Source organism: Janthinobacterium aquaticum, from assembly GCF_009208565.1.
Lineage (GTDB): Bacteria > Pseudomonadota > Gammaproteobacteria > Burkholderiales > Burkholderiaceae_D > Janthinobacterium.
This window is the reverse complement of record NZ_WFLK01000013.1, coordinates 56,250-80,602: the sequence shown is the minus strand read 5'-3', so window position 1 is coordinate 80,602 and position 24,353 is coordinate 56,250. Positions and strand designations below refer to the sequence as shown.

Genomic DNA, 24,353 nt, shown 5'->3' with positions numbered 1-24,353 from the left:
CGCGGACCAGTTGCAGATCATAGCAGGGCTGTCATACAGACGTCATCAAACACGGCAGCATGCGGGAAATGCATTCTTTCACATGGAAAATCAAATAATTATCCAAATAAAAATGGCCGCCAGAAGCTGGCGGCCATTTTTTACACTACGGCAAAATCTGCTTTACTTGCCCGTCAAGCCACGGCGCTCCAGCAGCGGCTCGATCTTCGCATCGCGGCCGCGGAAGTTGCGGTAAATCTCCAGCGCATCGGCGCTGCCGCCGCGCGAGAGCAGCTTGGCGCGGAACCAGTCGCCGTTCTTGCGCGTCAGGCCGCCGTTTTCCTTGAACCACTCGACCGTATCGGCATCGAGCTTTTCCGACCACAAGTAGGCGTAGTAGCCAGTCGAATAGCCACCCGCAAACGCATGCGAGAAGTAGGTGGTGCGGTAGCGCGGCGGCGCCGGTGCAAAGTCCACGCCGGCCTCGCTCAGGGCAGTTTTTTCAAACGCCAGCACGTCGGTTGGAATCTGCTGCGGCGACAACTGGTGCCAGCGCTGGTCCAGCAGGGCCGAAGCCAGGTATTCGGTGGTCTTGTAGCCTTGGTTGAAGTTGTCTGCCGCCGTCACCTTGGCCAGCAGTTCGGCCGGAATCGGCGCGCCGGTCTGGTAGTGTCTGGCGTAGTTTTGCAGCACTTCCGGCCACAGCGACCACATTTCATTGACTTGCGACGGGTATTCGACAAAGTCGCGCGGCACGCTGGTGCCGGCAAAGCGCGGGTATTTCACGTTCGAGAACATGCCGTGCAGCGCGTGACCGAATTCATGGAACATGGTGGTCACTTCGTCAAACGTCATCAGGGTCGGCTGGCCCGCTTCCGGTTTTGGAATATTGAGGTTGTTGGCAATCACCGGTTTGCGGTTGAGCAAGCCCGACTGGCCGACATAGGCATTGGCCCAGGCGCCGCCGCGCTTGTTGCTGCGCGCATACGGGTCGAGCGTAAAGATGGCCAGTTGCGTGCCGTCTTCATTAAAGACGTCATACACCTGCATGTCAGCGTTATAGACCGGCAGGTCGGTGCGCTGCTTGAAGGAGAGGCCATAGAGCTTGCCGGCAGCAAAAAATACGCCCTTGGTCAATACGCTGTTCATCTCGAAATACGGCTTCAACTGGTTCTGGTCGAAGTTGTAGCGCTCGGCGCGCACTTTGTCGCTGTAAAAGGCCCAATCGGCAGCGCCCACTTTGAAGCCGCCTTTTTCCGCGTCGATGACTTTCTGGATATCGTCGGCTTCATGGCGTGCGTTGAGCACGGCCGGCTTGGCCAGTTCGCCCAGCAGCGCATTGACGGCGGTGGTGGTCTTGGCGGTCTGGTCTTCCAGCGAATAGGCCGCGTAATTCGGGTAACCCATCAGCGCGGCGCGTTCGGCGCGCAGTTTGGCCAGATCCAGCACCACCTGGCGGTTGTCGAACTCGCCGCCGTGGCTGCCGCGCGCCTGCGAGGCGGCCATGATGCGTTCGCGCACGGCGCGGTTGGTCAGCTGCGACAGCGGTGCCTGGCCGGTGGTGTTGACCAGCGCAATCATGTATTTGCCGTCCTGCCCGCGCTGCTTGGCCAGGCCGGCCGCCACCTCGATTGCCGCCGGGCTCAAGCCGTCAAGCTCTTCACGCGTATCGACCACTACCGCCGAGGCGTTCATTTCTTTCAGTACATTCTGGGCAAACTTGGTCGACAGCGCGGCCAGCTGGGCGTTGTAGCTGCGCAGCTTTTCCTTGTCTGCCGCCGACAGCTTGGCGCCGGCGCGCACGAAATCGGTGTTGTAGCGCTCGAGCAGGCGTTTCGATTCGGCATCGAGACCGAGCTTGTCGCGCTTGGCGTACAGCGTGCTGATGCGCTGGTACAGTTTGTCGTTGAGCATGATCGCATCGCTGTGCGCTGCCATTTTCGGCGCCAGTTCGCGCTCCAGGCCCTGGATGGTCTCGTTGGTGTTCGAACCCGACATCACCGAAAACACGGTGCGCACACGACCCAGCAATTCACCCGCGCGCTCCATCGCCACGATGGTGTTGTCAAACGTGGCCGGCTTTTTGTTATTGGCGATCGCGTTGATCTCGGCCAGGTGAGCTGCCATGCCGGCCGTAAAGGCTGGTGCATAGTCGGCGTCCTGGATCTTGTCGAACGGCGGATACTGGAAAGGCAGGCTGCTGGCCTGGGCAAACGGATTGCTTGCTGGCAGGGCAGCTGCGGCGGCAGCCGTGGTGGGCGCAGTGGTCGCGGCAAAGGTGGCGACCGCTGGGGCCAGCATCAGGCTGGCGGCGATGACGAGCATGGTTGGACGGGTCATGACTTCTTTCAGAAAGCGCTAGAGAACCGCGATTGTGTCGCGGACCAGCCTGAAATAATAACAGCATGACATAGTTGCGTCACCCGCAACGACTATCGGTAAGGCAAGCCGCATGATGCATGGTTTTCATGTCCGCTTGCCAGCAAGCTTGATCTCAGTAATGCGGTGGACGTTCATTGACCTGGCCGGCATTGGCCTGCTGGGCGCCGTCGCGCACGTGTTCACCGAGCTTGTGCAGCATCGCTTCAAGCTGGTCGATACGGCGGCCCTGCTGGTACACCATCTGGTTCAGCGATTCGACCAGGTCTTCCTGCTGCGCCAGCTTGATCTCGATATCGACAAAGCGCGTTTCCATCTGTTCTGCATTTTCCATGATGCCCGGTAATTGGTGACTAAGGGCGGCATTTTAACGCGCCAGCCGCCGCAGTGCCTCAGCCCTCGGTATCCTGGCCGCCTTGGTGTGATGACAATCAAGACAGGTTTTTTCAGCGGGACTAATTTCAGTCATAGGCAATGCAAAAAGCATCACTGTCTTTCGCCATGGCTGGAGCGCGCTTCAAATCGATTCATAAACCGCTTGAAAAATGAGAACAAACGATTACAATGGACATATCTACTTCGAACCAGCCGTGTTTGATCGATATCCGTAAAACGGTCGAGTACCAGCGCTGGGAAGCACGCCCGAACGATGTTGCAGCCGCTGCCATCGATGCGCGCATCAGGCATCTGCAATTAGGTAAAAAGGGCGATTGGCGCCCTGTTGGCGAAGGCGTATGCGAGTTGCGCCTGCTGCGTACCGATCCCGGCTGGCGCATTTACTTTCATGAGACCAATCTGGGCAACCTGGTTTTGCTGTTACTGGGCGGCGACAAATCAAGCCAGAAAAACGACATCAAGCAGGCGCAAGCGATCCTGCATGAACTGAAGGCGGCGCAGACAACGCTGAAAAAACAGCAGCGCCTGGCGCAGGACAAAACTGCGCGGCGGTAATTCACATGGAGTCTATAAAATGAATCAACACGACGAATCATTCGATCTCGACGACCTCGATGCACTGGGACTTGCCCCTTTTGACCCCACCTTGCACCTGACCAGCAAAGCAGCGGTGGCCGCCTACATGAGTGAAGTGGTGGCGACTGGCGACGCCGAGCTGTTCCAGGCTGCCATGGGCGATGTGGTACGTGCTTACGGCATGGGCAAGGTGGCGGCGCGGGCCGATATTACGCGCGAGGGCGCCTATAAAGCCTTGCGCGAAGGCAGCAAACCGCGCTTTGAAACCATTTTGAAAATGCTCGATGCGCTCGATATGCAACTGGCCATCGTGCCCAAAAAATCTAGCGACGACTGCTGCGCAGGCGCCTGATACTACGCTTTGGGCGTGGCCAGCAGCGCCTTCATGCGCGCCAGCCGCTCCTTCGGTGAAATCACTTCGGCCTCGGTCGGCACGGCGTCGCCCACGTCGAGCTGCATTTCCTTGATAAAGCGCGACGGATCGCAGTGCACCTGCTCACCGGCCCGCTTGCGCTTCTTGCACCACGACACATGCAAGGTGCGCTGGGCACGCGTAATGCCCACATACATCAAGCGGCGCTCCTCCTCGATGCGCGCGCCCAGCGTTTCGGCCGGTGCATCGACGTCGCCTTTGTGCGGCAAGATGCCCTCTTCCACGCCCACCAGGAACACGTGCGGAAACTCCAGGCCCTTGGACGCATGCAGGGTCGACATGCGCACCGCGTCCTGCTCTTCGTCCTTGCCCTCCAGCATGGTCATCAGGGCCACCATCTGCGTCAGTTCCAGCACGTTCTTTTCTTCGCCATCGCGCTCCTTGCCGCCACGGCCGCGCTCTTTGAGCCAGTTGACGAATTCCATCACGTTCTGCCATTTGCTCTGGGCCTGGCGTTCTTCAAACGCGTCGTACAGATACGATTCGTAGTGGATTTCCTTCATCATGTCGTCCAGCACGGCAGCGGCATTGTCGCCGCTGCCGGCCGGGCCCGGCCGGCTGGCGCGCGCTTCGAGGTCGTTGATGAAGTTGCAGAAGTCGCGCAGCGGACCCAGTTGCCGGTCGGTCAGCTTGGCTTCGATGCCGCCCTTGAACACGGCCTGGAACAGCGAACACTGCCACTGGCCTGAAAACGCGCCCAGCACTTCCAGCGTCGACTGGCCCACGCCACGGCGCGGGGTGGTCACGGCGCGGATAAAGGCCGGGTCGTCATCCTCGTTGGCCAACAGGCGCAGATAGCTGATGATGTCCTTGATTTCAGCCTTGTCAAAGAAGCTCTGGCCGCCGGAGATGGTGTACGGAATGCGCTCCTTGCGCAGGCACTGCTCGATAATGCGCGCCTGGTGATTGCCCCGGTACAAAATCGCATAATCGGAAAACTTGTTCTTGCGCTCGAAATGGTCGGCCGAGATCATGATGGCCACCTGCTCGGCCTCCTGCTCGTCGGTCTGCATGCCCAGCACCTTGATCGGCTCGCCCAGGCCGTGCTCGGACCACAGCGACTTTTCAAACAGCTTGGGGTTGTTGCTGATAACGGCGTTGGCCGCATTGAGCACACGCATGGTGGAGCGGTAATTCTGCTCGAGCTTGATCACGCGCAGGTCGGGAAAGTCCGTTTCCAGCGTTTTCAGGTTCTCCACCGTAGCGCCGCGCCAGGCGTAGATGGCCTGGTCGTCGTCGCCCACAGCAGTAAACATCGGCTTCTTGCCGATGCCCGTTACCATCAGTTTCACCAGTTCGTACTGGCAGGTGTTGGTATCCTGGTATTCGTCGACCAGCAGATAGCGCAGGCGGCGCTGCCACTTGTCGCGGATGGCGTCATTGTTGCGAAACAGTTCCACTGGCAGGCGGATCAGGTCGTCAAAGTCCACCGCCTGGTAGGCCGACAGCGTGGCCACATAGCTGCGGTAGATGCGCGCCGCGTTCGCCTCATCTTCATCCTTGGCCTGCGCCAGCGCGGTATCGGGATCGATCAGGCCGTTTTTCCACAACGACATGGCGGTCTGGATCTGGCGGATGATCTGCTTGTCGGTGGTAATGGCCAGGTCCTGCACCAGCGAAAAACAATCGTCGCTGTCCATGATGGAAAAGCGGTCTTTCAGGCCCACGCCATTGGCTTCCTGGCGCAGGATTTTGACGCCCAGCGAATGGAAGGTCGACACCGTCAGCTGCTTGGCCTGGCGCGGCTGCTTGAGCAGCTTGGCGATGCGCTCCTGCATTTCCAGCGCGGCCTTGTTGGTAAATGTCAGCGCGGCAATGGTGCGAGGATCGTAGCCACGGTCTTCGATCAGATGGGCGATCTTTTGCGTGATCACGCGCGTCTTGCCCGAGCCGGCTCCAGCGAGCACCAGGCACGGGCCGTCGAGGTAGGTCACCGCTTCGCTTTGGGGGACATTCAGACCGAATTGTGGTGCTTTGGACATCAGGTACTTCCGCTGGGAACAGCAGCCCATTGTACCAGCGTCGAAAAATCGCCTGGCATTGATAATTGCAGCAATGGCGCCATCTTGGACAATTGCAAACGCATCGCGAGTACTGGCCTGGAGTAACATGGCGCCTTGATTCGCGTGCTTCACTCTGGAAAATGGCTGCCTTATGAAATTTGAACATCTGATTGAAATCAACGATCCGCTCAATCCCCTGATCGACGCCTTGTCGGTGGAACAGGTCTGGCGCGGCCTGGTGCTGCGCGCCGAATCGCCGAAACTGTTCGTGCCGCACCTGGACGAATGCACCATCAGTGATCGCAGCGACAACGGTTTTGCGCGCAGCCTGCGCTATGGCGAACTGGTCATCAACGACACGGTGGTGCTGGTGCCACAAATCCAGGTACGCTATGAAGTGGCGGCGCAGAAAGACATTAGCGCGTCCTCGCTGGTAATGACCATCGAGACGCCCGATGCCAACAGCCTGTGGGTGCGCTTCCAGTACGACGACGGCCACGACGCCGCCACCGATGCGGCCAACGCCATGTATGACGACTTCCGCCGCTCGGCCTACCAGGAGTCGGACATCGACACCATCCGCATCGTGCGTGAACTGGCCGCTGCAGGCCGGCTTGACGGCGGCCTGCTGAACTAAGCGTCAGGATCTTGTTGGATTACGCCGTTCCGGCTAATCCAACCTACCGCCTTAGACACCCGGCGAACAGTCGGCGCACTCGGGCACGTCGTCCGGATTTTTTTCCAGGTGCAGCGCCAGCTCGCGCAGTGCGGTGCGCACACCCTCCTCGATCACCGGATGGTAGAACGGCATGTCGAGCATGGCGTCCACCGTCAGCTGCGCCTGGCAGGCCCAGGCCAGCAGGTGGCCCAGGTGCTCGGCGCGCGGGCCGATCATTTCCGCACCCAGGAAGCGCCGGCTGCCGAACTCGGCATACACGCGCAGCAGCCCCTGGTTCTGCAGCATCACGCGGCTGCGGCCCTGGTTGTCAAACGACACGGCGCCGATGGCAAAGCGTCCCGGATGCGTCACGCACAGTTGCTGGTAGCTCGCGCCCAGGGTGACGATCTGCGGATCGGTAAACGCCACGCCCAGCGCCGTGCGGCGCAGTCCCGGCTGCACATCGGGAAAGCGCGCTGCGTTCTCGCCGGCAATACGGCCCTGGTCGGCCGCTTCGGGCAGCAGCGGAATTTCATCGCTGGCGTCGCCAGCAATAAACACCGCGCTTTTGCCGCATTGCATGGTGTGGCGGTCATGCAGCGGCACGCCATGACGGTCGAGCTCGATCTGCGCTTTTTCCAGGCCGATCTTGTCCACATTCGCACTGCGGCCGATGGCCACCAGCACATACTCGAACTGCTCGGTTTTTTCCTCGCCTTCGCCATTGCGGCTGGTCAGCGCAATGGCGTCGCCGGCCTCGCTGCGGGCCAGCTTTGCCACACTGGTCTGGAAGCGGATATCGAGCTCGCGCGCCAGTACCTCGTCGGCCGACTGCAGCACCAGCGGATCAGTCAGTTGCGCTACCTTGTTGCCGCGCGCGAACAAGGTCACGCGCACGCCGAGGCGCGCCAGCGCCTGGCCCAGTTCCAGGCCGATCACGCCGCTGCCGACCACCGCCACCGATTGCGGCAGGTCGGTCCAGTCAAACACGGCCTCGCTGGTGATCACGCGCTCGCCGGCAGCGCGCCATTCAGGCGGCACAATGGGCGAGGAGCCGGTAGCGATCACCACGCTGGTCGCTTCGACGATGGTGTGCTCGTCGACCTGCAATTTGCCGGGCGCGATAAAGCGCGCATGGCCACGCAGTTTTTCCTCATCGGCAATCGCCTCGACGCCGTCGAGCACGAAACCGACAAAACGGTCGCGCTCGCTGCGCACGCGCGCCATCACTTGCTGGCCATCGATGCGCACCGGTCCCGGATGCACGCCAAAGCCGGGTGCCGCCGCTACCGCGTGGGCCGCCTCGGCCGCAGAAATAAGCAGCTTGCTGGGCATGCAGCCGACGCGTGCGCAAGTGGTGCCGTAAGGGCCGCTTTCGATCATCACCACGCGCTTGCCCTGCAGGCGCGCTGCCTTGTGCGCCGTCAGGCCTGCGGTTCCACTGCCGATCACGGCCACATCTACTTGCAAGGTTTTCATGGTGCTGAGTATCCTCAATTATTGGCTGTCCCAGATACTACTCTCTTGCGGCAAATAAGGTTTTACATAGAGGCAACTCTTAGACTAAACTGCAATATTAGTAGAACTAATTTCTTTCTATTTTTATAAGCCAAGCTAATGGGATCACTCGACTATCGGGCGCTGGCAGTGCTGGACGCCGTGGCCAGCCATGGCAGCTTTGACAAGGCCGCGCTGGCGCTGGGCATTACCCAGTCGGCCGTATCGCAGCGCATCAAGGCGCTGGAAGACGCCAGCGGCCGCCTGCTGATCATCCGCGGCCAGCCGGCCGTGCCGACGGGCCTGGGCCAGCGCCTGATCGTGCACCACCGCAACGTCAAGCTGATGGAAGCGTCGCTCGATATCGACCTGGGCAATAGCGTCAGCCTGCCGGAGATCGCGATTGCGGTCGATGCCGACAGCCTGGCCACCTGGTTTGCCGACGCCTTGCCGGCGCTGCTGGCGCCTCCGCGCTGCCAGCTCGACGTGCGCCTGGCCGACAGCCAGACCGCGCTGCAGCTGGTGCGCGACGGCGCCGTGTTCGGCTGTATCGCCAGCGATGACGCCGCTGCTGATACTGCTACTGCTGCCAGCGTGACCGCGCTGGGCAGCCTGCACTATGTGTGCGTGGCCACGCCGCAGTTTGCCGGACACTGGTTTGGCGACGGTTTGCGCCGCGAAGCGCTGCAACTGGCGCCGGCCGTAATCAGCCAGCATGGCTTGCTGGCGCGGTTTCTGCGCGAGCAGCTGGCCTTTAATGAAACGTTTCCGCACCATACGCTGCCCGAGCAAACGGCGCACCGCAGCTGCATCACCGATGGCCTGGCCTACGGGCTGCTGCCGCAGCGCCTGGCGGCGCAGGCACTGGCCAGTGACCGGCTGGTCGACCTGGCGCCCGGCCACACACTGGAGTTACCGTTGAGCTGGCATGCCTGGACGCTCGACACGCCCTACACCAGGCTGTTGTCGGAACAGATTATCCGCACCGCGCAGCAATATCTGCGCTGATCAGATATCGAGCGGGTCGACTTCCAGCGACCATTTGACGCGGCTTTTCATGGCCCGTAACGCTGCCAGCCATTCCTTCAGAAACGCCTGCAGCGCCGGGCGCGAAGCCGATTCGAGCAGCAACTGGGCGCGGTCGACGTTATGCACGCGCGTCATGCTCATCGGTATCGGGTCGTTGATGGTAATGGCCGGATGCGCCAGGCTGTCCTTGGCCGCCTGCAAAAACGCAATCGCCGTGGCCAGCTCGGGCGCCTCGGCGCGCAGCAGCGCCTGGAACAGGTAAGGCGGCAAGGCCGCCTGCGCACGTTCTTCCAGCAAGGCCGTGGCAAAGTGATCATAGTCATGGTTGACTACCGCATCGTACAGCGGGTGGCGCGCATAGCGCGTCTGGATCAGCACTTCGCTGGCGCTGCCGCCTTCGGTGCGCGCAGCGCGCCCGGCGCGCCCCGCCACCTGCATCAGCTGGGCAAACAGCCGTTCGCTGGCCCGATAATCCTGCGAAAACAGGGCTGTATCGGGATTGAGGATACCGACCAGCGTGAGCTTTTTGAAGTCGTGTCCCTTGGCCACCATCTGCGTGCCGATCAGGATATCGACCTCGCCGCGGTGCACGCTGTCAAACGCCTCCTGCGCACTGCCCTTTCTGCGGGTCGAATCAGCATCGATGCGCAGGATGCGCGCCTCGGGAAACAGCTGCTGCAAGCCCTCTTCCACGCGCTGCGTGCCGCGCCCCAGCGGCTGCAGGTCGACATTGCCGCAAGTGGGGCAATGGCGCGGAATGCGCAATTCCAGGCTGCAATGATGACAACGCAGCCGGTGCTCGGGTTTGTGCAGCACCATGAACGAGGTACAGCGCGTGCAGTTACTGATCCAGCCGCACGACTCGCAGCAGATCACCGGTGAATAGCCGCGCCGGTTCAGGAACAGCAGCGACTGCTCGCCGCGTTCCATGCGCAGCTTTAATGCTGCAATCAGATGCGCAGTGAGGCCATCGACAGGCTTGTCGCGCTCCATGTCGACCAGCGTCACGCGCGGCAGCACAGCATTCTTGACAGCGCGTTCGCGCAGTTCAAGCTTGCGGTAGCGTCCGCTCTGCGCGTGGTGCCAGCTTTCCAGTGAGGGCGTGGCCGATCCGAGCACAATCGGTATCTGCAATTGCCAGGCGCGCCAGACAGCGAGATCGCGCGCCGAATAGCGCAAGCCTTCCTGCTGCTTGTAGGAAGGGTCGTGCTCTTCGTCGATCACGATCAGCTTGAGGCGCGGCAAGGACGCCAGCACCGCCAGGCGCGTGCCCAGCACGATGCGCGCGCGGCCCTGGTGGGCCGCCAGCCAGTGCAGCATGCGCTCGCCCTCGGACAGGCTGCTGTGCAGGGTAGCCAGCATGATGCCGGGAAACCGTGCGCGGATATTGCCTTCCAGCTGGGGCGTGAGATTAATTTCCGGCACCAGGATCAGGATCTGCGCGTCGTCGTCGCGCGCCAGCACCTGCGCGCACGATTGCAGATACACCTCGGTCTTGCCGCTGCCGGTCACGCCATACAGCAAGGTCGGCTTGAAGCCTTGCACGCCGCCAATCGCGTCGGCCGCTTCCTGCTGCGAGGCGTTCAGGCGCGGCATATTGTGCGGCCTGGCGTCGTGCGCCTCGGGCAGCTTGGCCAGCTTTTTGATGGCGCGGTCGAGCGCCACCGTAGTCGAGACGCGCAGGTTCTTGGGCAGGCCCGGCAGCGCCACCTCGCCCAGTGGGCGTTGATAGTAATCGGCGGCAAAACCGGCCAGCGCCAGCCACTGCGGCAACAACGGCGCCAGCTGGCTGCGCACGACCAGCACCTGCTTCATCTTCTCTTCAGGCACATCGGAGCTGTCGCTGACGCCGACGATCAGTCCGGTAATTTCACGCCGGCCAAACGGCACCAGCGCCAGCTGCCCCACTTGCGGCAGCTCGTCCTGGGTATCGTCGTGCCAGCGGTAATCGAACAGCGCATTGAGCGGCGTATCGAGCGCGATCTTTAAAATACACTGCGCCATCGGTGTTGCCTATCCTTGTAGAAAATTGCCAGGCTGCTGATGCCTGCCGGCCAGCGCAAATGATACTTGCTCAGCGCCGTCAGCGCGCTGGCAGACCCCTGCGAACGAAAGATAATTCTGTGGATAACTTTGTGGACAAAGAAAAATTAACTTGCGATTGGGCGCTGGCACACAAACCGCATTGTCGTCAAGTAGCGCAAATAAAGAAAATTAAATGTTTTAAATCAATCACTTAAAAATCGCTTGCCCGGGCGGCACAAATGGCTGGCTTCTCTCGACAACTGTGCATAACTGAGCCATGACGCTCGCCAGACGCTGGCAATTGAGTCAAATTTTCTCTTTGACATTTTGACAAATTCAGGCTTGAAGCATTGTTGTTTTCAGCATGCACTGCAACACAAAGCTCAGGTAAAACCTGCAGCACAGCGCTAAGTATCGGTTAACAAAATACTTTTCTTTTTTATCCACAGATCCTGTTGATAACTTTGTGGACAATGAGATGGGCAACTTGGCGTACTGGGGAACAAGTTTACCGAAGCGTTTTCAGGCACGTCCCCAATGCCTTTTTTAATACTTAAAAATCAAATACTTGCGACAAGCTGCGGGGCTACGCAAACAGGCTGCCTGTTATTTCCGCAGCAAAAAAAAATGTGCATAAGTCGCTTTTTTGCTGCAGCGTGGCAAACAAAAAAGGCAGGCTCCATGTGGAAAACCTGCCTTTCAATCACGAACGCCGAACGTTCGCTCGCTATGGTGTTCAGCCAGCACGCATGGCGCGGCTCATGCTGTGCACCGCTTCGACCATCGCCGCCACCGACTCCGGCGGCGTGAACTGGGAAATGCCGTGTCCCAGGTTAAACACATGGCCGGTGCCTGCCGATGGCGCGCCAAAGGCATTGAGCACCTTGGCCACTTCGGCGCGGATCTGGTCCGGGCTGGCAAACAGGATGGCCGGGTCCAGGTTGCCCTGCAGACCTACCTTGTGGCCGACCAGTTCGCGCGCGCGCGTCAGGTTGACGGTCCAGTCCAGGCCGACGGCATCGGCGCCGATATCGGCGATCTGCTCGATCCACTGCCCGCCGCCCTTGGTAAAGACAATCGCCGGAATTTTTACGCCGTCCTTGTCGCGCTTCAGTTGCGCCACCACCTGCTGCATATAGGCCAGCGAAAACGCCTGGTAGGCGCCGTCGGCCAGCGCACCGCCCCAGGAATCGAAGATCATCACGGCTTGCGCGCCGGCATCGATCTGCGCATTCAGGTATTGCGCCACCGAAGTAGCATTGACCGATAGGATGTGGTGCATCAGTTCGGGGCGGTTGTACAGCATCTTCTTGATAGTGTGGAACTCTTTCGAGCCGCCGCCTTCGACCATGTAGCAGGCCAGCGTCCACGGGCTGCCGGAAAAGCCGATCAGCGGCACGCGGCCGTTCAGTTCGGTGCGAATCTGCGTGACGGCCTTGAATACGTAGTCGAGCGACGCCATGTCCGGCACTTGCAGCGCCATCACGTCCTGTTCGGTACGCAGCGGGCGCTCGAATTTCGGACCTTCGCCATCGGCAAAGTACAGGCCCAGGCCCATCGCGTCAGGCACGGTCAGGATGTCGGAAAACAGGATGGCGGCGTCGAGCGGAAAACGTTCCAGCGGCTGCAGCGTCACTTCGGTGGCGTAGTCGGGATTTTTTGCCAGGCCCAGGAAGGAGCCGGCCCGCTCGCGCGTGGCGCGGTATTCGGGCAGGTAGCGGCCGGCCTGGCGCATCAGCCAGACAGGGGTATGCTCGGTCGGCTGGCGCAGCAGCGCGCGCAGGAAGGTGTCGTTCTGTAGCGGAGCAAATTGGGGCATGGAAGGCAGTCAATAGCTTGATGAAGCGGGTATTATCGCACCCAATCGCTGCCGGTTCATTGATTCTGGTGCCGCTTTGCATGATTTGGCGCGGCAGGAGCCATCCTTTATCATGTCGCCTGCCGGCTTGCCCCACCCACCATGGAGTTCCACATGACATCGACCACTTCCCCGACTACCGCCGAGATCGCTTACGGCACCTGGCCTTCGCCGCTCAGCGCCGCCATCGTTGCTGCCGGCGCCTCGCCGCTGACGCAGCTGGCCATTGCCGGCGCCGATGGCAACGATATCTGCTGGCTGGCCGGGCGCGCCAGCGAGGCCGGGCGCAACACGCTGCTGCGCCAGCGCGGCGCACGCGTCGATGAACTCACGCCGGCGCCGTTCAATGTGCGCACGCGCGTGCATGAGTATGGCGGCGGCGCCTATGTGGTCGATGGCGAGAGCGTGTATTTCTCCAATTTTGCCGATAACCGCCTGTACAAGCTGCACAGCGACGGCGTGGCGCAGGCCATCAGCGCCGGCGGCACCACGCGCCATGCCGACTTTATTGTCGACAACGCCCATGCACGCCTGATCACGGTACGCGAACAGCACCCGCAGGAAGGCCATGCGCATCCGGACAATACCCTGGGCGCAGTGGGATTCGATGGCAGCGAAACCGTGCTGGCCAGCGGCCACGACTTTTATGCAGCGCCACGCCTGTCGCCGGACGGCAGCCAGCTGGCCTGGATCACCTGGGATCACCCGCGCCTGCCATGGCAGGGTACCGAGCTGTGGCTGGCCGAGGTACTGGCTGACGGCAGCTTGGGTGCGCCGCGCCTGGTCGCGGGCAGCGCGCATGAATCGATCTGCCAGCCTGAATGGTCGCCCAACGGCGTGCTGCACTTTGTTTCCGACCGCAGCGGCTGGTGGAATCTGTACCGCCTGCAAGGCGCCGCCATTGAAGCGCTGTGCCCGATGGAGGCCGAGTTCGCCACGCCGCACTGGACTTTTGGCGGTTCGATGTATGGCTTCCTGTCCGATAACGAGCTCGTCTGCACCTGGATCACTGAAGGTGTCAGCCAGCTCGGCCTGCTGAACGTGGCTGGCGCCAAGCTCGAAGCGATTGCCCACCCTTATCAGGAAATCCGCGAACTGCGCGTTGGCCCCGGCTTCGTGGTATTGCTCGGTGGCAGCCCCACCATTGCGCTGGAACTGGCGCGCATCGACCTGTCGAACAATGAACTTGAGGTACTGGCCCGCTCGATTGCCGACCTGCCCGACGCCGCGTATCTGTCGGTACCGCGCAGCATCAGCTATCCGAGCGTCAACGGGCGCATCTCGCAGGCCTTCTTTTACCCGCCGCACAATGACGATGTGCAGGCGCCGCCCGGCACGCTGCCGCCGGTGATCGTGATCGGCCACGGCGGGCCGACCAGCATGGCCAGCAACACCCTGAAACTGGCCACGCAATACTGGACCAGCCGCGGCTTCGGCGTGCTTGACGTCAACTACGGCGGCAGCAGCGGCTTTGGCCGCGCTTACCGCGACGCCTTGCGCGGCCAGTGGGGCATCGTCGACGTGGAGGACTGCATTGCCGGCGCGCGTTACCTGGTGGCGCAAGGGCTGGCCGACGGCGAGCGCCTGATTATCCGCGGCGGCAGCGCCGGTGGCCTGACCACCCTGTGCGCGCTGACCTTCCACGATGTATTCAAGGCCGGCGCCAGCTACTACGGCGTGTCCGACCTGAAGGGACTCGACCTCGATTCGCACAAGTTCGAGGCGCGCTACACCGACTACCTGATCGCCTCGCAGCCCGAGGCCGAAGCACTGTACCGTGAGCGCTCGCCGATTCATCACACCGACAAACTGTCGCGCCCGATGATTTTCTTCCAGGGCCTGGACGACAAGGTGGTGCCGCCGCAGCAGTCCGAGCTGATGGTCGATGCCTTGAAGGCGCGCGGCGTGCCGGTGGCTTACGTGCCGCTCGAAGGCGAAGGCCACGGCTTTCGCAAGGCCGAAAATATCGTGCGCACGCTTGAAGCGGAGCTGTATTTCTACCAGCGCGTGCTGGGCCTGGGCCTGGGTACGCCCACCGCCGCCGCACCGGTACAGATAGCCAACCTGCCGGCCTGATTTTTTAAGAATTTTTACCTGGAAGCTGCATGAGCCATCAGTTACTGCTTGACGAATTTCACGCCCTGCCCAACGCCGAAAAAATGCTGCTGGCGCTGCTGGCGATTCATGGCGAACCGCTGGGCAAGCAAGCCGTGCTGGAGCATGTGCAACAGGCCGGCCTGCTCGATCCCGATGGCGCGCCGTTCAAGCAGGCTGGTATCACGGCCATGCTGCAGTCGCTGGCGCGCCGGGCGCTGGCCAGCGAAGTGGTCGGACGCGGCTACAGCTGCGAGTCCAAACTGCGCTGGCCGGCCATCCAGGCGTCATTCGAGCAGCTGGAATTTCGCCGCCTGTGCCAGGTGATTGAAACGCGCAATCCGGTGCGCCATAACTGGCAAGGCTATATGGAATTGCGCAGCTACCGGCAGGGACTGACGCGCCTGCGCATTGCCTTGCTGCGCACCGACCAGCCCAGCGCCGTGCATGCCATCCTGCTGGCCTGCCTGGCCTGCTATGAAGCGCAGCAACTGCATCCCTACATCGAGCTGTTTGGCCGGCCGTTCGAGCCGGACATGCTGGCCTTTGTCATACCGCAGTTGCAAGATGAAATTCTCGCTGTGCTGCTCAATAACGCGCCGCGCGAACCGGCCACCGCGCCGGCCATCCGCACCTATGCGCGCGCGCACCATGCGGCGCAACTGGCGGCCGGCGACTTTATCGAACCGGCGTTGCCGCTGGCGCTGGCCGAAGACGCGCTGCTGTGCGGCGAACTCGACGCCGCCACGCAGTACCTGGCCAGCGTCGACGGCGCGCCGGCGCTGCTGGTGCACAGCGCTCTGGCCGTGCTGCGTGGCGAAACGAGCCAGGCACTGGCCGGCTTTGAGACGGCCTTGAAAGCCCTGCGCAAGGCCAGCGGCAAGCGCAAGCAGATTTTTACCGGCATGGGCGGCTATCTGTATGCGCTGGCCATGCTGCGCAGCGACGACGCCAAACAGGCAAAAAGTGCTGAAACGTATCTCGACATTGCCGTCAATGCGCAAACCAATGGCGACAGCGCGGTCTACCAGCAACTGAGCGCGCTGCGCATGGTACGCGCCGGCGTCATGCAGGCCGACGTGCTGGCTTCGCGCAACTGGGAAACGGGCTTGCTGGCGCAGCTGTTCCAGGCGCTGGTGCAATACTGGCTGTCACTGCCGCAGGGCGGGCAGCGCAAGGCCCAGTTGCAGACGCTGCAGCAACAGGCCGAAGCCGGTGGCTACGCGCTGCTTGCCGCGCAGGCTGCGTCTCTGCAGGGCACTGCAGTGGACGCGCCAGGCCTGCCCGACATGACGCCCTGGTTCGAGCGCCAGGAAGCGTGGCAGCGCCAGCTGGGCGCGCTGATCAAGCTGCAGCAAGACGCCCCGGTCGAAGAAACCGGCAAGGGTTCGCGCCTGGTGTGGCTGGTGGCGTTTGATCCGCGCTACGGTCTGACCGAGGTGGAAGTGCGCGAGCAGAAGCGCGACGCGCGCGGCAGTTGGAGCAAGGGCCGCGCAATGGGCCTCAAGCGCCTGGCCGAAGAGAGCAATGCAATCGATTTCCTGTCGCCGCACGATGTGCGCGCGGCGGCCTGCATCAGCGCCTTCAAGCAGTATTACCATTCGTCCTTGCGCTACGAAGTGGTGCTCGATCAGGCGGCGCTGCTGCTGGTCGGCCACCCGCTGGTATTCTGGCTCGACGCGCCCGAGTCGCGCGTCGAGCTGATCGGCGGCGCGCCGGAACTGCTGATCAAGTCGCACAAGGGCCAGTTGTGGCTGGGCCTGCAACCGCCGCTGCCGGACAATGCAACCGAAGTGATCGTGGTCAAGGAAACCCCGAGCCGGCTGCGCGTGGTGGAAATCAAGGATGAACACCGGCGCATCAACGCCATTATCGGCAGCGGCCTGACGGTGCCGCTGCATGCGGAAAAACAGGTGCTGCAGGCGATTGGCGCCATCTCCTCGATCGTCACGGTGCAGTCCGATATCGGTGGCGTCAGCGCGGCCGAAATGATCGCTGCCGACACGCGCCTGCATGTGCATCTGCTGCCGTATAACCAAGGCCTGAAAATGCAAATCCTGGTGCGCCCGCTGACCGATCATGGCGCCTATTACGCGCCCGGCAGCGGCGCCGAAAGCGTGTTTGCCGACCTGGCCGGGCGCGCGGTGCAAACGCGCCGCAACCTTAACGCCGAGCGCGAAGCACAGCGCCAGCTGGTCGGGCGCTGCCTGGTGCTGGAGCAGGCCGAAGAGGAGCATGGCGAATGGCTGCTGGGCCAGCCGGCGCTGGCGCTGCAGCTGCTGGCCGAACTGCAGGAATGCGATCAGCAAGCGATGGTGCTGGCCTGGCCGGAAGGCGAATCGATGCGCGTCTCGAAGCGCATCGAGAGCAGCCAGATGCGCCTCAATATCCGCAGCGAAAAAGACTGGTTTGCCGCCAGCGGCGAACTGCAGATCGATGAAAACAAGGTGCTCGATCTGCGCGCCCTGCTCGATCTGATGCAACACAACAAGAGCCGCTTCGTGGCGCTGGGCGACAACCAGTTTTTGGCGCTGAGCGACGAGCTGCATCGCCGCCTGTCCGAACTGGCGGCGTATGGCGAAGCCGATGGCGATGGCGTGCGCGTGCATCCGCTGGCCGCCTTTGCGCTGGAAGAACTGGCCAATGATGTGGGCGGCGTGAAAGCCGACAAACTGTGGCGCGAACATCTGCAGCGCCTGCGTGCGCTCGACGATTTCCAGCCGCAGCTGCCCAGCACGCTGCAAGCCGAGCTGCGCGACTACCAGCTGGCCGGCTTTGAATGGCTGGCCCGCCTGGCGCACTGGGGCGTGGGCGCCTGCCTGGCCGACGACATGGGTCTGGGCAAGACCTTGCAGGCACTGGCGCTGATGCTGTCGCGCGCACCCCAAGGGCCGACGCTGGTGATCGCCCCCACCTCGGTGTGCATGAACTGGCTGGCCGAGGCGCAGCGCTTCGCACCAACCCTGAACATGAAGCTGTTCGGCAGCGGCGACCGCGCCGGCATGCTCGCGCATCTGCAGCCATTTGACGTGGTGGTGGCCAGCTACGGCCTGCTGCAGCAGGAAGCGTCGCTGTTTGCCGATGTGCACTGGCATACCATCGTGCTCGATGAAGCGCAGGCGATCAAGAATGGCGCCACCAAGCGTTCGCAGGCGGTGATGGGCCTGCATGGCGACTTTCGCCTGGTGGCCAGCGGCACGCCGCTGGAAAACCACCTGGGCGAATTGTGGAATCTGTTCCGCTTCATTAACCCGGGGCTGCTGGGCACGCTCGACCAGTTCAACCTGCGCTTTGCCGGCCCGATCGAGAAAGACCAGGACCCGCGCGCGGCCAGCGGCGCCCGGCTGCGTCTGCGGCGCCTGATCGCGCCGTTTATCTTGCGCCGCACCAAGACGCAGGTGCTGTCCGAATTGCCATCGCGCACCGAGATCACGCTGGAAGTGGACCTGTCGCCACAGGAAACGGCACTGTATGAGTCCTTGCGCCGCGAAGCGCTGGAAAAGCTGGCGATGGTGGAAGGACCGGCTTCGAAAAAAGCCATCCAGATCCTGGCCGAGATCATGAAGCTGCGCCGCGCCTGCTGCAATCCGCAGCTGGTGGCGCCCGAGCTGGGGCTGGCCAGCAGCAAGCTGGCAGCGTTTGCGCAGCTCCTGTCGGGGCTGCTGGAAAACCGCCACAAGGTGCTGGTATTCAGCCAGTTTGTCGACCACCTGAGCCTGATCCGCGCGCACCTGGAAGAGCATGGCGTGTCGTATCAGTATCTCGACGGCGCCACCAGCATGCAGGAGCGCAAGCGCCGCGTCGACGCGTTCCAGGCCGGCCAAGGCGAGGTGTTCCTGATCAGCCTGAAAGCGGGCGGCATGGGCATCAACCTGACGGCGGCCGACTATGTGATCCATATGGATCCGTGGTGGAATCCGGCGGTGGAAGACCAGGCCTCGGACCGCGCCCACCGCATGGGACAGTTGCGCCCGGTGACGATTTATCGCCTGGTGGCGCGCCATACGATCGAGGAAGGCATCGTGCAGTTGCACCAGCACAAGCGCGACCTGGCCGACAGCCTGCTCGAAGGCAGCGATGCGGCCGCGCGCATGTCGGCCGACGATATGCTGGGCATGCTGCAGGAGGGCCTGAAAAAATAGCGCTGCCCGGTTTTTCCATGCGATGATCAGCGTTTGCTTTGATTGCCAGCCACCATGACCGACTACCTTGCCAGCAACGCCGCCCCACGCGCCGTCTTTTTGTGCGCCAAGTCCTGGACCGCCTATGCCGGTACCCTGGTCATTGCGGTGCTGCTGTTTTTTGCCGCGCTGCCGCTGGCTTTTCGCTACAACACGCGCGCCGCGCTGGTGGTGCTGGTCGGCTCGGCGCTGATTATCGGCTACCGCGTGATGACCACCCGCAGCGTGCAGCTGTATTACGACGAAGCCGGCGTCTGGCTGGCGGCCGGCATCTTGCCGTGGAAGAAGAAATTGACGGGTATCGCCTGGCGCGACCTGCAGCAGGCCGAGCACGACAGTACCTTCTGGAGCTGGCTGTGCCGCTCCTATACGGTGCGCGTGCAGCCGCACGGCGCCCGCCAAACCGCCATCGTTGCCACCGGCATGGCGCATGGCAAGGCAGCCGCCGACGCCATCAATATTCGCTTGCAGGAACTGATCCAAAGCCGCGCCCTGGTGCTGTAAGCGGGACTTAAAAATCTGTGCAGCAGCGATGATTGATGCTACCCTTTGGGCCGTTGAAGCAATATTGCTTGCTTACCGCGCAAATTATCAGATTATTATTTACTGATTTTTATCGATAACCAAATAATCAAGAGAATATTCATGATGCTAAGGAACAAAGTTGTGCTGGCCGCCTTGATGATGGCATTCACGCTGAGCCCGGCCCAGGCCGCCAAAAAACCGGTCAAGAATGGCAAGGCGAACACCAGCAGCAGCAAGAAGAAAACGGTCGGCAAGAAAGCCGTGGTTGCCACGGCGGCCACCGCCGCTGCGGTAGCCGCCGTGGCGGGTGAAAACAGCTATGACCGCCGTATGAACACGCTGTCGAGCCAGTTCCTGACAGCACTGTGGCGCATCGATCCGGAAGGCGCCATTTCTGCCGGCAAATATGATGGGGCCGCCAATCTGACCATCCCCGACGCCGCACACCGCCAGGCGCAGCTGGCCTTTATCGACGAATGGCTCGACAAGTTCAGCAAGCTCGACGCGAGCAAACTGTCCGACAAACAGCGTACCGACCTGGCCCTGCTGACCAACAAGCTGCAGTCGGACCGCTGGTACCTGACCACCTTCCGCGACTTCGAATGGAATCCGGCGCAGTACAACGTGGCCAGCTCGATCGACTTTATCCTTAATACCGAATACGCCTCGCAGCCGCAGCGCCTGCGCACCTTGCTCAAGCGTATCGCCAGCGTGCCACAGTATTACCAGGCCGCGCGCGCCAGCATCAGCCAGCCCACCCGCGAACACACCCAGCTGGCCATTGCGCAAAGCGCCGGCGTGCTGACGGTGCTCGACGACCTGAACAAGACGGCGCAGGCGTCGATCCTGTCGCCGACCGAAAAACAGCTGTACAACGCCCGCATCGCTGCCGCCCGCACTGCCGTGCAAGGTTATGCCGCCTGGCTGACCGAGCAGGATGCGCTGCTGGCGCAAAACGGCGCGCGCTCCTTCCGTATCGGCAAGGAGCTGTACGAGCAGAAATTCAACTACGATATTCAGGCCGGCGTCAGCGCCGAGCAGATGTACCAGAAAGCGCTGGCGGCGCGTGAAAAGCTGCTGGAAAACATGGATCGCCTGTCAGACGAGCTGTGGACGAAAACCATGGGCAATGCGGCCAAGCCGCAGGACCGCAACGAGAAGATCGGCATGGTGATCGACAAGCTGTCGAGCAACCATGTGGCGCCGGCTGACTTTGTCTCGGAAATCCGCCATCAGATTCCGCAACTGCAGGAGTGGGTCACCAGCCACGACCTGCTGACGATGGATCCGAAAAAGCCGCTGGTGGTGCGCGAGACGCCGCCTTACCAGCGCGGCGTGGCCGGTGCCAGCATCGAAGCGCCCGGCCCGTATCGTCCGCAGGACCGCACTTACTACAATGTGACGCCATTGGATGGCGAGTCGCCGGAGCAGCAGGAAAGCAGCCTGCGTGAATACAATCACTGGATTTTGCAGATTCTCAATATCCATGAGGCCATTCCCGGCCACTACACGCAACTGGTATACGCCAACAAGTCGCCGTCGCTGATCAAGTCGATCTTCGGCAATGGCGCGATGATCGAAGGCTGGGCCGTGTATGGCGAGCGCATGATGCTTGAATCGGGCTACGGCAACAATGAGCCGGAAATGTGGCTGATGTATTCGAAGTGGAATTTGCGCAGTGTCACCAATACCATCCTCGACTACAGCGTGCACGTGCTGGGCATGACGCAGGAACAGGCGATTGACCTGCTGACGCGCCAGGCCTTCCAGACCAAACGCGAAGCGACCGAAAAATGGCGCCGCGTGCAGTTGAGTTCGGTGCAGCTGACCAGCTACTTCAGTGGCTACAGCGAAATCATGGATCTGCGCGAAGAGCGCAAGCAGGCGCTGGGCAACCGCTTCGTTCTGAAAAACTTCCATGAGCAATTCCTCAGCTATGGCAGCGCCCCGGTCAAGGTGATCAGGGAACTGATGCAATAAAGCCAACCGGCGATTGGCTTGAAAGGGCGCGCAAGCGCCCTTTTTGCTGCCTGTCGCGCACTTGCGCCATATCAAAGTGATACGCCACACGTGGCATAAGCTTGTTGAACAGACCACGGCAGACCGCAATTTTCTGGCAATTGCCGGTTTTTCTGCTAGCCTGAGAACAAGGAGATCACATGCATATGCCCATTCCTTTCGATACGCTCGATTATGCGAAAAAGCTGTCTTCGGCAGGTGTGCCCGTGCCGCAGGCCGAAGCCCACGCGGCAGCGCTGGGCGATGTGCTTGATGATGTATTGGGGCCTGCCGTGGTGGTGCAAGGCGAACTGGCCGCCATTGAACGTCATATGATGTCGCAATTCCAGCTTGCCGAGCAAAAAGCCAGGCAGCTGGCGCAGCAAGTGGAACATGGCACGGCAACGATCACTGATCGCCTCAACAACCTGGCAGTCATGCTGAGCAGCAAATTCGATACCCTGGAACAGAAAACCGATGCCCGCCTGGAACGCTCCGAGGCACGCCATGGCGCTGACATACGGCATCTGCAATGGATGATGGCCACGGTGCTGCTGCTGAACCTGGGCATACTGACCAGAATGATCCTGCACTGAGCACGCTGCCCGGCAACAAGCAGCAAAAAAAGCCGCAATCCCGGTCGGGTATTGCGGCTTTTTACTGTTCAGCAGGCAGGATGTGGCTCAGGATGCTTCTTCAGGCGCCTGCGTGGCTTTCACAAAGACCGGCGCGACCAGCAGGCCCAGTTCGAACAGGAACCACATCGGCAGCGCCAGCGAGAACTGGCTGACCACATCGGGTGGCGTGACGATGGCGGCAATCACAAAGGCGCCCACGATGACATACGGGCGCACTTCCTTGAGCTTGGCCACGCTGACGATGCCCATGCGCACCAGGATCACCACCACCACCGGCACCTCGAACGTGGCGCCAAAGGCCAGGCACATCGACATCACGAAATCGAGATAGTTCTCGATATCGGGCATGACTGAAATCGAATCGGGCGCAAAGTTGCTGATAAAGTGAAACACCCGGCCAAAAACAAAGAAATAGCAGAAGGCTACGCCGGCAATAAACAGCAGCGACGAGGAAATCACCAGCGGCGCCACCAGCCGCTTTTCATGCGTATACAGGCCAGGGGCAACAAACGCCCACAGCTGGTACAGCACCCACGGCAAGGACACGATAAACGCCACCAGCAAGGTGACCTTCATCGGGATCAGGAAAGGCGACACCACGCCGGTGGCAATCAGCTTCGCGCCTGGCGGCAGCGAGGCCAGCATCGGTGCGGCAATAAAGTCATAGATGTGCGCCGCACCGGGCCAGTAAAACAGCGCGGCGCAAACAATCGCAAAGCCGATCGAGGCCTTGACCAGGCGGTCGCGCAATTCGACCAGATGCGAAATAAAGGTTTCTTCCACCGGAGATTTGCCGCTCATGAGTAAAAGGAAGAAGACGCAGCAGAGGCGTTGCGCGGGCGAAAGCGCGCCACGCGCGCCGCCGCCGATTGCACATGCATCTTGCCGCCATGGCGCTGCTTGTACCAGCCGGGCACGGCAGAATTGCGCACCAGCTTCTTGCGCCGGAATTCGCGCGCCTTGCGCGCCAGATCATCATTGGTCGCGCGCAGCATCGCTTCATGCGCGTCGTGTCCATCGTGATCGTGCGCCGCGTGCGAATTGCCATCGCTGCGCCAGGCATCTTCTGCCTCGGCCAGGCTGCCGGAAATCGAATTTTCCACGCCATGCATGGATTCTTCCACGCTGACCTTGACCGACTGCGCCGCCTCCTGCACTTCCTTCTGCAGGTTCTTCAGCTCTTCAAGCTCGATCTCGCGCGTGACTTCGGATTTGACCTGGTTGAGATAACGCTGCGCGCGGCCATACAGCGTGCCGGCCATGCGCGCCACTTTGGGCAGCTTTTCAGGGCCGATCACGATCAGCGCCACCACGCCAATAATGGCGATTTTAGAAAGACCAAGATCGATCATAAACGGACAAGTGCTGGCGACCTGGCGGACTCAAGTCCGCCAGCCCATCACAACTTGTTTTTCTCTTTCGTTTCGACGTCGATCGTGCTCTTGTCGGCCACCTGCGATGGCGCCGCTGGCGGGGTCTTGGTGGTGTCGTCTTCACCCTTGACGCCATCCTTGAAGCCTTTGACGGCCTTGCCGATATCGCCACCCATATTGCCCAGCTTTTTGGTGCCGAATACCAGCATCACAATCACCAGCACAATCAGCCAGTGCCAAATACTCAATGAACCCATCATTTTCTCCTTGCGGGACCTGGCCCCGATAGCATCAACCAATGCCGGTAGTATACACGCGAACCGGACGTGCCGCGCATTGTCAGTGCTGGCCGCGCCATGGCCGCGGGCCGCCGAGCACATGCATGTGCAGGTGATACACTTCCTGGCCACCGTCGGGACCGCTGTTGATCAGGGTCTTGTAGCCGCCCGATGGCGTACCATCGGCAGCGTAGCTGACGGCGCAGCCGAATTCGGCCGCCAGTTTCGGCGCCAGGCGCAGCAACTTGCCCAATACGGCCGTGTGGCTGTCGTCGCAATCGGACAGGCTGGCCACGTGGCGCTTCGGAATCAGCAGCAGATGCACGGGGGCGGCCGGATTGATGTCCTTGAAGGCCAGCAGTTCATCATCCTCGTACACGATGGTCGAAGGAATCTTCTTTTCAGCAATCTTGCAAAAAATACAGTTATCCAC

Annotated in this window: 19 protein-coding genes; 9 read left to right on the top strand and 10 right to left on the bottom strand. The window is 61.4% G+C overall.

What is annotated here, in order from left to right:
- Positions 1-162: 162 nt before the first annotated feature.
- Together GCM43_RS19355 and GCM43_RS19350 are read right to left on the bottom strand one after the other, a co-directional pair.
- Positions 163-2,304 (bottom strand): M3 family metallopeptidase, encoded by a 2,142-nt coding sequence (locus GCM43_RS19355; protein ID WP_152247529.1) that lies wholly within the window; start codon positions 2,302-2,304, stop codon positions 163-165.
- A gap of 169 nt (positions 2,305-2,473) precedes the next feature.
- Positions 2,474-2,692, bottom strand: coding sequence for a SlyX family protein (locus GCM43_RS19350; protein ID WP_152247318.1), 219 nt, complete (start codon positions 2,690-2,692; stop codon positions 2,474-2,476).
- 230 nt (positions 2,693-2,922) lie between these two features.
- Between GCM43_RS19350 and GCM43_RS19345 the strand changes: the two genes are divergently transcribed.
- Together GCM43_RS19345 and GCM43_RS19340 are read left to right on the top strand one after the other, a co-directional pair.
- A complete protein-coding gene (locus GCM43_RS19345; RefSeq protein ID WP_226929566.1) occupies positions 2,923-3,309 on the top strand; it encodes a type II toxin-antitoxin system RelE/ParE family toxin in 387 nt (128 codons plus the stop codon).
- A 19-nt stretch (positions 3,310-3,328) separates the two neighbouring features.
- Positions 3,329-3,682 carry an addiction module antidote protein gene (locus tag GCM43_RS19340; RefSeq protein ID WP_152247316.1) on the top strand — a complete coding sequence of 118 codons (354 nt, stop codon included), beginning with the start codon at positions 3,329-3,331 and terminating at the stop codon, positions 3,680-3,682.
- Positions 3,683-3,684: 2 nt separating this feature from the next.
- Here GCM43_RS19340 and GCM43_RS19335 read toward each other — a convergent pair whose 3' ends face one another.
- Positions 3,685-5,745, bottom strand: a complete 2,061-nt coding sequence (locus tag GCM43_RS19335) for a UvrD-helicase domain-containing protein (protein WP_152247314.1) — start codon at positions 5,743-5,745, stop codon at positions 3,685-3,687.
- A gap of 172 nt (positions 5,746-5,917) precedes the next feature.
- Here GCM43_RS19335 and GCM43_RS19330 point away from each other — a divergent pair, with 172 nt between their 5' ends.
- Positions 5,918-6,403, top strand: coding sequence for an SRPBCC family protein (locus GCM43_RS19330; protein WP_152247312.1), 486 nt, complete (start codon positions 5,918-5,920; stop codon positions 6,401-6,403).
- 51 nt (positions 6,404-6,454) lie between these two features.
- Here the strand turns inward: GCM43_RS19330 and GCM43_RS19325 are convergent, their stop codons facing one another.
- Positions 6,455-7,903 carry a dihydrolipoyl dehydrogenase gene (locus GCM43_RS19325; protein ID WP_152247310.1) on the bottom strand — a complete coding sequence of 483 codons (1,449 nt, stop codon included), beginning with the start codon at positions 7,901-7,903 and terminating at the stop codon, positions 6,455-6,457.
- 138 nt (positions 7,904-8,041) lie between these two features.
- On the opposite strand from GCM43_RS19325, the gene GCM43_RS19320 reads away from it, so the two are divergent.
- Positions 8,042-8,929: an ArgP/LysG family DNA-binding transcriptional regulator gene (locus GCM43_RS19320; RefSeq protein ID WP_152247308.1), complete on the top strand. Its 888-nt coding sequence runs from the start codon at positions 8,042-8,044 to the stop codon at positions 8,927-8,929.
- Here GCM43_RS19320 and GCM43_RS19315 read toward each other — a convergent pair whose 3' ends face one another.
- Positions 8,930-10,954 (bottom strand): primosomal protein N', encoded by a 2,025-nt coding sequence (locus GCM43_RS19315; protein ID WP_152247306.1) that lies wholly within the window; start codon positions 10,952-10,954, stop codon positions 8,930-8,932.
- A 757-nt stretch (positions 10,955-11,711) separates the two neighbouring features.
- Complete coding sequence (gene hemE, locus GCM43_RS19310) at positions 11,712-12,794, bottom strand: uroporphyrinogen decarboxylase (RefSeq protein WP_152247304.1); 1,083 nt, start codon at positions 12,792-12,794, stop codon at positions 11,712-11,714.
- Between the two features lie 153 nt (positions 12,795-12,947).
- Here hemE and GCM43_RS19305 point away from each other — a divergent pair, with 153 nt between their 5' ends.
- From GCM43_RS19305 to GCM43_RS19285, 5 genes are all read left to right on the top strand, one after another.
- Positions 12,948-14,909 carry a dipeptidyl-peptidase 5 gene (locus GCM43_RS19305; protein ID WP_152247302.1) on the top strand — a complete coding sequence of 654 codons (1,962 nt, stop codon included), beginning with the start codon at positions 12,948-12,950 and terminating at the stop codon, positions 14,907-14,909.
- 29 nt (positions 14,910-14,938) lie between these two features.
- A complete protein-coding gene (locus tag GCM43_RS19300; protein ID WP_152247300.1) occupies positions 14,939-19,069 on the top strand; it encodes a DEAD/DEAH box helicase in 4,131 nt (1,376 codons plus the stop codon).
- Between the two features lie 54 nt (positions 19,070-19,123).
- Entirely contained in the window at positions 19,124-19,612 is a 489-nt protein-coding gene (locus tag GCM43_RS19295; protein WP_152247298.1) for a hypothetical protein, read from the top strand.
- A 144-nt stretch (positions 19,613-19,756) separates the two neighbouring features.
- Complete coding sequence (locus tag GCM43_RS19290) at positions 19,757-21,613, top strand: DUF885 domain-containing protein (protein WP_152247525.1); 1,857 nt, start codon at positions 19,757-19,759, stop codon at positions 21,611-21,613.
- Positions 21,614-21,792: 179 nt separating this feature from the next.
- Entirely contained in the window at positions 21,793-22,227 is a 435-nt protein-coding gene (locus GCM43_RS19285) for a hypothetical protein (RefSeq protein ID WP_152247296.1), read from the top strand.
- Positions 22,228-22,314: 87 nt separating this feature from the next.
- Here GCM43_RS19285 and tatC read toward each other — a convergent pair whose 3' ends face one another.
- The 4 genes from tatC to GCM43_RS19265 all read right to left on the bottom strand — a co-directional run bounded on the left by tatC (position 22,315) and on the right by GCM43_RS19265 (position 24,353).
- The gene (gene tatC, locus GCM43_RS19280; protein WP_152247294.1) at positions 22,315-23,070 is read right to left on the bottom strand and encodes a twin-arginine translocase subunit TatC; all 756 of its coding nucleotides are present in this window, start codon (positions 23,068-23,070) and stop codon (positions 22,315-22,317) included.
- Positions 23,067-23,621, bottom strand: a complete 555-nt coding sequence (gene tatB, locus GCM43_RS19275; RefSeq protein WP_152247292.1) for a Sec-independent protein translocase protein TatB — start codon at positions 23,619-23,621, stop codon at positions 23,067-23,069. The genes tatC and tatB overlap by 4 nt, the downstream gene beginning before the upstream one ends.
- 47 nt (positions 23,622-23,668) lie before the next feature.
- A complete protein-coding gene (gene tatA, locus GCM43_RS19270; RefSeq protein ID WP_152247523.1) occupies positions 23,669-23,899 on the bottom strand; it encodes a Sec-independent protein translocase subunit TatA in 231 nt (76 codons plus the stop codon).
- A gap of 82 nt (positions 23,900-23,981) precedes the next feature.
- Positions 23,982-24,353 carry a histidine triad nucleotide-binding protein gene (locus GCM43_RS19265; protein WP_152247290.1) on the bottom strand — a complete coding sequence of 124 codons (372 nt, stop codon included), beginning with the start codon at positions 24,351-24,353 and terminating at the stop codon, positions 23,982-23,984.